Here is a 9009-nt window from a genome sequence, read left to right on the forward strand (position 1 = left end):
CACTGGTACATTGCTCATCGCAGCTGTTTGGCCATTCTATTTTGATTGTCTCTTTTGAAAAATCAGAGCCATTGCAATAAACTCCTGCTAACGGTCCAAAGCGTTCAATGATTGGTTCTATAAAAAAATCAATTCCTCCGCTGACGATATATACCGGGATACTTTCCTCTTTCGCAAACTCAAGAAATTCCTGAAAGCCAGGGCGAATCCTAGCATTTTCTAAAGCATAATGAATGATTTCATCCTTCAGGCTAACCGGCAGTAGAGAAAACATCTTGCCGACTCCTTCTCTGATTGAAACACGGCGGTCCAGTACTGCATCCTTCAGCTCATCCCAGCCAGGAGGTGCAAATTTATTCATGATTGAGATAATATTGTCTTTTTCAGTTACCGTCCCGTCAAAATCACAAAATATTACTGGATTTATCATTTTGACACCGCCTCTGTTGAACCCCATAGAGCTAAAGCGATCTTGAGTTCATCATGCTCCAATGCTCCTTCTTCAAGTGTTTTGCCATTCAGCACAGTATCAATTGCCTGCCGGAACGCCTTGCCTCCACCTTGGGCACCACCTGGGTGACCATGGACACCGCCCCCTGCATTGATAATTGAATCCAATCCAAAATCATTAATCAAGAGTGGTACCATACCGGGGTGAATCCCAGCTGATGGCACTGGGAAGCTCTTTTTAAAAAGATCCTCTGCGGTTAATGCATCTGAGATGGAAATGGCCTGCTGCTTTTCAAGTGCCACACTTCCATAAGGCGACGGGAACAAAGAGAAATCCGCCCCTGCATAGCGCACCAATTTTCCAAGGAGCAAGGAATGTGAAAATCCATAATCTTCAGCAGAAGTCAGGGCCCCGCTTACAGCCGGGTGTGCCATGATGGGTACGTTAATCTCATCGTCTTCCCTCAATTCCTGGAGGACATCCAATCCATATGCAAAAACATTGAATAACAATGCATCAGCACCAAGTTCAGCCGCTTTCCTTGCTTTATCTCTTAACTGAGAAGTCCTTCCCGTAAGATTGGCAGCATATAAGGTTCTGTGGCCGGTAGTTTCATAGACTTCTTCCAAAACCTTCTTCCCTTGCGAGATTCTCTTCTCAAAAGGGGTAAGTTCATTTTCGAACAGGATTTCATCATCCTTGATAAGGTCTACTCCACCAAGACTCTGTTCCCGTAATTGCTTAAGCAGGAAATCAAGATCGCGGCCAATCACACCTTTGAAGATACTCATTAATAACGGGCGATCATACACGCCTAATTTACTGCGAATGCCCTCAATCCCAAATCGCGGTCCAGGAAAAGCCTTTTTTAGCTCATCGTCAAATTGGAGATCTACTAATTTCACTTTGCCATCAAGCGAGAGCTTCCCAAAGACTGTTGTTAAAATCGCCGGCAGATCTGGTGAAAAATTCAAGGCGGGATAAGCAATTTTAATTGTCGCGACCGTTTCTGAATTGCTGTCAAGGCCGGTTCCTTCGACAGAAACCACTCTACCCTTATGTTTTTTAAGCTGTTTTTGATCGAGCTCTGGCAAATCTGTCCATGAACCTACTGTCAGTCCTAGTGCGATTCCCTCGGCCTTCTTCTCTGGATTATGCTTTGAATCATGTACAAAATACGTTGCTGTAATTTCACTCATGAAGCTCATTCCCTTCTAAAACAAAAATCGTCCTGCTAGAACAGGCATAAAAAAAACCTCTTCGAAAAGAAGAGGTTAGATGAATAAACTAACATCTCCTTATCTATCAGCTTCCGCTGCAAGAATTAGCACCGTGCCCAGCAATAATGCTGGGTCGGTTGCCGGGCTTCATAGGGCTCGTCCCTCCACCTGCTCTTGATAAGAAAATAATTTTATTAAGTTATTTAAATGGTTTAATTAGTTAAAAAATTTTTATTAATTAGGATTATGTCAGGTTCATAAATCATTGTCAATATGTTTTTTGAAAATTCCCAAGCTTTCAATTCTGCTTACAGCTTCCCTGAGGCGATCCTCGGATGTAAGCAAACCTACCCTGACATACCCTTCTCCAAATTCACCAAATCCTACTCCTGGCGCCACCGCGATATGTGCTTTATCCAATAAGAAATCAGCAAATTCAACAGAAGTAAACGTCTCAGGAACTTTTAGCCAAGCAAAAAATGAGCCTTTTGGAGCTGTAATATTCCATCCGATATTTTTTAGCCCTTCGACCAGCACATTCCTTCTGGATTCATACAAAGCATTCAATTCGGAAACACATTGCTGCGAGCCCAGTAAAGCCTCTGCAGCTGCTTCCTGAACCGCGCCAAACAAGCTGACATACATATGGTCCTGAAGCAAATTGATTGCAGCAATCACACTTTTGTTCCCTGCGGCAAAGCCAACACGCCAGCCTGCCATATTATACGTTTTAGAAAGGGTATAAATTTCTATTCCAACATCCTTGGCGCCTTCCGCCTGTAAAAAACTATAAGGATGTTTTCCATCAAACCCAATCGCGCCATAGGCAAAATCGTGAACCACACAAATTTCATTTTCTTTCGCAAGCCTGATCGTGTTATCAAAAAAATTCTCGTCAGCGATGGCCCCTGTTGGATTATTCGGGTAGTTAAGAAACATCAACTTTGCTTCGGATAAAACTTCCTTTTTAAGCTCCGTATAATCTGGCAAAAAACCATTTTCTTCCCTAAGAGGCATTGTCACCATTTTCGCTCTCGCCAGTTCAACACCTGACCAGTAATCAGGATAACCAGGATCAGGGACAAGAATCGTTTCGCCCGGATTAAGCAAGCATTGAGGAATTTCGACAAGGCCAGCCTTTCCCCCAAATAGAATCGCAATTTCGTCTTCAGGATCAAGATGGACCCCGTATTCCCGTTTATAAAATTCTGCTGCTGCTTCCTTGAACGAACGCATTCCCCTGAAAGGAGAATACTTATGGTTAAGCGGATTCTCAGCCGTTTCTTTTAATTTGTCGACAATATGTCCAGGAGTCGGCTGGTCCGGGTTACCTTGACCAAGGTTGATTACATCTGCCCCTTGCTCAGTGTATCTCCCTACTTTTTGGACGAGAGATGCAAAGAATTGCTTGGGCAGGCTCTTCAATAAGTCTGATTGTTGAAACTCCATTTTTTTCACCTGCTTAAAGAACTTATTATATTTTGAAAATTTTAATTTGAAATTCTAGTCACAAATGATATAACGTAAATAGTAACTTGTAAAGAAATAATTTTCAGAAATTATGGCGGTGATTTAAGATGAAATTAAAAATAGCCTGTCTGCAAATGGACATCGCATTTGGAAATTCGCAAAAAAACTACGATACTGCAATGAGCCTAATGGAAAAAGCTAGCTCTGAAAAGCCAGACATTATCGTGCTCCCTGAGCTTTGGACTACTGGTTATGATTTAGCAAACCTAAAAGATCAAGCTGATACAGAGGCCCGAGAAGCCGCAGCATTTTTAAAATATAGTGCCACCAAACACAATGCTCATATTGTCGGCGGTTCTGTAGCTAATAAAACGGAGGCTGGTATAGAAAATACAATGCTTGTGTTCGATCAGAGTGGAGAGCTTGCAGGGAAATATAGTAAATTGCATTTGTTTCAGCTGATGGATGAACACTTATATCTTGCAGCTGGAAAGCAAAAAGGGCTTTTTTCATTGGAAAGCCGAAAATTTGCTGGACTGATTTGTTATGATATACGCTTCCCGGAATGGGTTCGCGCACACGCTGTTGAAGAGGTTGAAGCAATGTTCGTCGTTGCTGAATGGCCGATCCAGCGTCTCGAGCATTGGAGGGCTCTGCTCCTTGCACGGGCAATTGAAAACCAGTGCTATATAATCGCCTGCAATCGTGCAGGATCTGACCCTAACAATAAATTCGCAGGCCATTCCATGGTCATTGGACCATGGGGAGACATAATTGCTGAAGCAGGGGAAGAACAGGAGATTCTTACAGCTGAAATTGACCTTGACCAGGTAAAAGATGCGAGAAGCAGAATACCAATTTTTGCAGACCGCAGGCCTGAACTATATTAATTATTTGCTGTTCAAATGCATAAAAAACCGCTCTCACATTTATTAGAGCGGTTTTTTGGCTTATAAGAGTTATTCCGGCTTTGCCCACATTTCTTCTGGATTCAGTTCATATATCCCATTTTCTCTGTACATATAATGGTTGATGATGAATTCTCTCCTGATCGTTGCATAGTCGTCATGAAACTTCTTGATGTATTCATTCAATTCCTTCTCAGGATACTTTTTCCCTGCCTTTAACCCACGGACAATGTACTCGAATACCATCAATTTTTTCTTCCTCTGTGCAGGAATATTCTTCAGCTTTCCGTCTTTCGTAATGAAATTTTCGATTACTTTTTTGCTCTCCAAATTACGCTCAATCATAACTTCCACCTCCCCTTCCTTTTTCTCAATCAGCCGGCTCAGGGTCTTTGCCTGCTGCATGATGACAGATCCGTTTAAATGAAAATAAATTGTGTTTTTGTCCCTGCGCTCATAAATTACGTTTATATCACGAAGCTTCTTAATGTGATGAGTGATCGTGGGTGGCGTAAGGCCAAGTTTTCCAGCAATCGCTTGCCCATGTAATGGACCATTCGTCAGCAAAGCGACGATTCTTATCCTTGTAGGATCTCCCATCGCTTTGTGGAAAGCGACAATTTTATCCAGCTGCATAATTCTCCTCCTTCTAAATTAAACAAACATCTAATTAGGTATGTATCTAATAATACTGCAATTATCTATAAAAGAAAAGCCTAAAAAAAACAGTCCGATTGAATTTTCAATCAAACTGTCTCTTTTTGCAATGGCAGGTAAATATGAAAGGCTGTTCCATGTCCTACCTCACTTTCAACCTCAATTGATCCACCATGCTCCTCTATTATTTTAAAACTTACCATCAATCCAAGACCAGTGCCTCTTTCCTTTGTGGTGTAAAATGGCTCTCCAAGCTTTTTTACTTTTTCTGCTGGGATTCCTTCTCCTTCATCCCTGATGGTAATATGTATCCGGTCTCCGGGAGCCGGGCTGATTGTGACAGTAACATAACCCCCCTTTGGCATCACTTCGATTGCGTTTTTGATGATATTAATAAAGACCTTTTTTAGTTGATTAGGTTCACAGAGCAGTTCTGGCAAATCGTTATCGTAAATGGTTTTAAATTGGACATCATGCAGAACCGCCTGGGCAGTAAGAAGATCCACCGTTTCCCGCATGATTTTTTTAATATCGGTATGGATATACTTAATTGCCTGTGGCTTGGCTAGTATCAGGAATTCATTGATGATGGATTCAATTCGTTGAAGTTCAGTTGTGATGACTTGGAAATATAATGAGTATGCATCTCCAGTACTGCTTTCAAGCAGCTGGATAAATCCTTTAAGCGCGGTCATCGGGTTGCGGATTTCATGCGCAATGCCTGCGGCAAGCTCACCAAGGATGTTTAGAGTGTCAGATTTGCGCAGCTGTGCTTCCATTTCTACTTTTTCAGTAATATTTCTAAAAATAATCAGGTTCAACTTGTCGACAAGATGGTGTTTTACCGTATATTCGAAATGCTTCATCCTGCCTTCTTTGAATTGGATTGTCATTCTGCCATCCAATCTACCTTTACGGAGAAGCGACTCTTTTCTCTCTCCTATCTCATCATCCGGGATCCCAAGTCTAGTAAATAACTTCCTGAAATTTCTTTCACCCGGATCTTCTGCTGCTAGTTCAAGATATTCCATACCAGATGGGTTGATTTCATAGAAATTACAATTTTCATCCCAAAGAATCATGCCCTCTATGGATCCCTCAAATATTTTCCGGAATCTTTCTTCGCTTTTTCGCAGCTTCTGCTCCATTCGATATCGATCACTAATATCACGGACAATCGTCATGTTGTAGCCATCGCCAGCATTCAGCTTGACTGTGAATTCAAGCAGCTTTTTCTCACCGCTTGGAAGTAAAAAGAAAGTCTGCTCGCGCAATGCTCCTTCTTCTTTTAAGATTTGTTTCATTTCACTATATTTCTCATCTTTTCGGTAAATGAAATCAGAGATTTTGTACTTAAGCAGTTCTTCGATCGTTAACCCGAAAATTTTGCAGGTAGCTTCATTAGCAGCAAATATTTTCCCACACTTGCCCCAAAATACGATGCCATCCAGGGTTTCGAAAAATAGGTTTTTAAACAGCCCTTCATTTTCAGTAAACCTTTTTACCAAAGGTCCTTTATGGTCTAAGACGGATTCAGGAGCGAAAGAGCAGTCCGCTGTCACTTGCTGTTTATTAAAAGCGATTTCTCTTAACGAGGAATTTTCACGTTCTAAAACGGCTATTTTCTCTTTCAGTGCCCTTATATCATCAAGGTTGTTAGCACTATTCACCCGAAAGCCTCCTTGTCGAATTCCCATTTTTCTAGTAGTTTCTACATCAATAGTAAAAATCCCTTTAAAATCGGGGATTTTTTCGTTTAATTTTACTTGCTGCTTTTAACTTTATAACTATATTATGCTTTAGGGAGTGAACAAAGATTCGGTCGTGAGAAGAGTCTAAGAGACTATTAAAACAAAAAAATAGAAGCAAGGAAGTTTTCCCTGCTTCTCGAGTATTTTATAGGTACTCGTTATCGTGTTTTGCTTTCAGGCGCTGCCATCTTTTTTCGACTTCTCGCTCAAATTCAGCAAGCATTTCACTGTTTTCCTCTTTGAGCAAATGCTTTGTTTTACCCATATATTTCAGCCACTCTGCTAAAGGAATCTTTTTATTCTTCACTTCTGGATCATAGGTGATATTCGTGATTCCTTCTTCAACCTCATATAGCGGAAAGAAGTTGGAATTGACTGCAGCTTCCACGATTGTCTGTCCATAACGATCTTCTGATTTCCAGTTTAACGGGCAAGTGATCAACAGCTTGCCATAGACCGTTCCAACATTTTGCGCATACCATTGAGCCTTGGCAGCCTTTTTGACAAGGTCCTGAGGAAATGCCTCTGTTCCTGTAAAGACATAAGGAATGTTCGTTGATGCCATAATCTGGGCTGTATCTTTATGGTGGAACGCCTTACCCTTTTGAGCTTTTCCTACATTCGATGTACTTGTCATATGACCAAACGGAGTAGAGTAGCTAAGCTGTGAACCTGTATTCATATAGCCTTCGTTATCATATTCTAGCATGATCAGCTTGTGTCCGCGCAAAGCAGTACCGATTGCTGAACCCATGCCGATGTCCATACCGCCGTCACCTGTAACCATGACGAAAGTGGCATCTGCAGATACTTCAATTTCTCCTCTGCGCTTTAATTCAAGGAATGCTTCGAGTGTTCCTGATAAGGTCGCAGCACCATTTTGGAAAAGATTATGGATGGTGGTCTGCTTGTGAGAAGTATGCGGATAAGCAGTTGTTACGACATATGCACAACCAGTCTGGAACAACACGACTATATCGCCTTCGATTCCCTTAAAGAATAGTTCAAGTCCGCCAAAGATCCCACAGCCTGGACATGCACCATGGCCAGAGGCAATTCGCTTCGGTTTTGTAGTCAGAGAGCGCAATGGCGGTATTTTCACATTGAGCTTATTTTTTTCATCATCCCTGGTTATCTGGATGAGCCCTGATTTATACACATCACCATGCTGTGGTTCAATGACTTGCTTCAAGGTAATTTCCTTATCTCCAGGAATGTGGCCATAGTAATCAAAAGGCTTCTGGGCATACCCCTTTTCCATTGCATCAATTGCCATTGTGAAGAAGGCCTCTGCATCATCAGCATAAAAATCCTTGCCACCAAGTCCGAATACTCTGCTTAGGACAATCGTAGTATTATTTTTGTCTTCCTGAAGGGCAGATTTTATTTCATGTGTCAGGTTAGGTCCATGACCGCCGTAAGAGTCGGCACGTTCACCAACAAGCAATGACTTGACGTTCGCAAGGGCATCCCTGATTTCTTGAGCAGGGAACGGGCGGATGATATTGGGACTAATCACACCAGCTTTGATCCCCTTCTCGCGGAGCTTGTCGACAACATCCTTTGCAGATTCAGCAGCTGAGTTCAATAAGAATAAAGCAACCTCTGCATCTTCCATTTTGTACAAGTCAAGAATTCCATAGTTTCTTCCAGACAATTCAGCATATTCAGCAGCAACTTCTTTATATACATCCTTCGCTTTGTACATGGCTTCAGATTGCTGGAAATGGTTATTGATTAAATCATCACCATTCATGTGGGCACCGATTGTCACAGGCTTTTTCGGATCTCTCGCGAAATTGTATTCAGTTGGAGTCTCTCCGACAAACTTCTGAACCACTGCACGATCTTTAAAATAGTTCACTTTTCGCTTTTGATGAGAGGTAAAGAAACCATCGTATGCAACCATCACAGGCAAGCGTACATCTGAATGCTCGGCAATCTTCAATGCCATGATATTCATGTCATAAACAGCCTGTGGTGTCCTTGCAGTCAAGATAACCCAGCCTGTATTCAAGGCAAAATATAAATCAGAGTGGTCCCCGCGAATATCAAGTGGACCGCTGATTGATCTTGTCACCAGGTTCATTACCATAGGATAGCGAGTACCCGATTGGACTGGCAGCTGTTCAAGCATATACATTAAGCCATTCGCACTTGTCGCATTAAAGACGCGGGCACCAGTGGCTGCAGCACCGTAACAGATACCTGCTGATCCATGTTCTCCATCCGCAGGAATCAGCTTGATGTCATGCTCTCCCCTGGACTTCATTTGGTCAAGAAACTGAGCGATTTCTGTAGAAGGGGTGATTGGAAAATATCCCATTATATGATAATTGATTTGTGCTGCAGCCATGGCAGCCATTTCATTGCCAGATTCAAAGGTAGTAAGCTGTTCTGCAGCAGTCATAGTTGTCAGGTTCTCTTCTAAAATGGACATTAATTAACCCCTCCAGTCACATATGGATAATTGTGCTTAACTCTATTCTCGTCTGCGTAGCCAATCATTTCCCTTAGCTCGCTCAACGCTGAAGTCGGGCACGCCTCCACAC

At 42.1% G+C, this 9009-nt stretch carries 7 protein-coding genes and 1 riboswitch; of the genes, 1 reads left to right on the forward strand and 6 read right to left on the reverse strand.

The window, feature by feature from the left end:
• The 3 genes from WB217_RS19150 to WB217_RS19160 all read right to left on the reverse strand — a co-directional run.
• Window positions 1-430 (reverse strand): MtnX-like HAD-IB family phosphatase (locus tag WB217_RS19150; protein ID WP_423994925.1); only part of this gene is annotated, 430 nt, incomplete at its 3' end.
• Complete coding sequence (gene mtnW / locus WB217_RS19155) at window positions 427-1650, reverse strand: 2,3-diketo-5-methylthiopentyl-1-phosphate enolase (RefSeq protein WP_423994926.1); 1224 nt, start codon at window positions 1648-1650, stop codon at window positions 427-429. The genes WB217_RS19150 and mtnW, both read right to left, overlap by 4 nt.
• Window positions 1651-1746: 96 nt before the next feature.
• A riboswitch (SAM riboswitch) is annotated at window positions 1747-1855 on the reverse strand.
• Between the two features lie 71 nt (window positions 1856-1926).
• Window positions 1927-3120: a pyridoxal phosphate-dependent aminotransferase gene (locus WB217_RS19160; RefSeq protein ID WP_423994927.1), complete on the reverse strand. Its 1194-nt coding sequence runs from the start codon at window positions 3118-3120 to the stop codon at window positions 1927-1929.
• A gap of 128 nt (window positions 3121-3248) precedes the next feature.
• Here WB217_RS19160 and WB217_RS19165 point away from each other — a divergent pair, with 128 nt between their 5' ends.
• The gene (locus WB217_RS19165; RefSeq protein WP_423994929.1) at window positions 3249-4031 is read left to right on the forward strand and encodes a carbon-nitrogen family hydrolase; all 783 of its coding nucleotides are present in this window, start codon (window positions 3249-3251) and stop codon (window positions 4029-4031) included.
• Between the two features lie 69 nt (window positions 4032-4100).
• On the opposite strand, the gene WB217_RS19170 is transcribed toward WB217_RS19165, so the two are convergent.
• The 3 genes from WB217_RS19170 to WB217_RS19180 all read right to left on the reverse strand — a co-directional run bounded on the left by WB217_RS19170 (window position 4101) and on the right by WB217_RS19180 (window position 8897).
• Complete coding sequence (locus WB217_RS19170; RefSeq protein ID WP_423994930.1) at window positions 4101-4685, reverse strand: metalloregulator ArsR/SmtB family transcription factor; 585 nt, start codon at window positions 4683-4685, stop codon at window positions 4101-4103.
• Between the two features lie 110 nt (window positions 4686-4795).
• Entirely contained in the window at window positions 4796-6376 is a 1581-nt protein-coding gene (locus WB217_RS19175; RefSeq protein ID WP_423994932.1) for a PAS domain-containing sensor histidine kinase, read from the reverse strand.
• Window positions 6377-6602: 226 nt separating this feature from the next.
• Window positions 6603-8897: a thiamine pyrophosphate-dependent enzyme gene (locus tag WB217_RS19180; protein WP_423994934.1), complete on the reverse strand. Its 2295-nt coding sequence runs from the start codon at window positions 8895-8897 to the stop codon at window positions 6603-6605.
• Window positions 8898-9009: the final 112 nt, after the last annotated feature.

Origin of the sequence: Mesobacillus sp. (assembly GCF_049588175.1) — a bacterium.
In the GTDB taxonomy this organism is placed as follows: domain Bacteria; phylum Bacillota; class Bacilli; order Bacillales; family Cytobacillaceae; genus Mesobacillus.